1 pseudogene is annotated in these 1,061 nt (G+C 73.1%); it reads left to right on the top strand.

The window, feature by feature from the left end:
• Positions 1-1,061: pseudogene (cdgB, locus tag ACFVDP_RS43875) on the top strand (diguanylate cyclase CdgB); the annotation flags it as partial.

Here is a 1,061-nt window from a genome sequence, read left to right as displayed (position 1 = left end):
TGCGGGCCAGTGAAGAGAGCTTCCGCCAGGCCTTCGAGTACGCGCCCTCCGGCATGGCCATCGCCGAGATGGGCGGCGACCAGCACGGCCGGATCCTGCGGACCAACGACGCGCTGTGCCGGCTGCTCGGCCGCCCCGCCTCCGCGATGCGCCGCTACTCGTTCTCCGACCTCGTGCACCCCGAGGACATCGGCACCCTGCTGCGCACCTCCGCCGAGGGCGGCCGGGCCGAGCTGCGGCTCGGGCGGCGCGACGGCACGTTCGTCTGGGTCTCGCTGCGCAACTCGGTGGTGGCCGACGCCGCCGACGGGCCGCGCTTCCTGCTCACCCACGTCGAGGACATCGAGGAGCGCAAGCGCCGCGAGCTGCACCTCGCCCACCGCGCCTCGCACGACTCCCTGACCGGCCTGCCCAACTCGGCCGAGCTGCGCTCCCGGCTCGGGGCCCGGCTCTGCCGCCGCCCCCAGGAGCAGCTGCCCAGCGCCGTCGACTCCCTCGACGCGGCCTACGGCGACCACAGCGGCACCGGCACGGCCCTGGACACCCACGGGCACGACTTCGACTACGGCGGGGCCGCCCTGCACCGCTCGGGGCACCCCGGGGGCCTCTACGAGGGCTTCGACCACCATGTGCACGTGGCGGCGCCGGGCGGCGACGAGACGAGCCCTGACGACGGCACCAAGGGCCTCGCCGTCCTCTTCTGCGACCTCGACGGCTTCAAGTCGATCAACGACCGCTTCGGGCACAACGCGGGCGACGCCGTCCTCATCGAGGTGGCCCGCCGGCTGACCAGCGGGGTGCGCGACGGGGACACGGTGGCCCGGCTCGGCGGCGACGAGTTCGTGGTGCTCGCCGACGGGCTCGGCCGCGCCGATGCACAGGACCTCGCCGTCAGGCTGCGCAACGCCATCATTCCGCCGATTCGGGTGGACGGCCGCGCGGTCCGGGTGGGGGCCAGTTTCGGCATCGGCTGGGCGCACTGCGGGATGACCGCCGAAGAAGTGCTGCAATCCGCTGACCAGCGGATGTACGTAGAGAAAAGATCACGTGCCAAGCAGCAC

The sequence above is a fragment of the Streptomyces sp. NPDC057694 genome, from assembly GCF_042799415.1.
In the GTDB taxonomy this organism is placed as follows: Bacteria; Actinomycetota; Actinomycetes; order Streptomycetales; family Streptomycetaceae; genus Streptomyces.
Note: the sequence above shows the minus strand (reverse complement) of the source record. Positions and strands in the feature narration are given on the sequence as shown.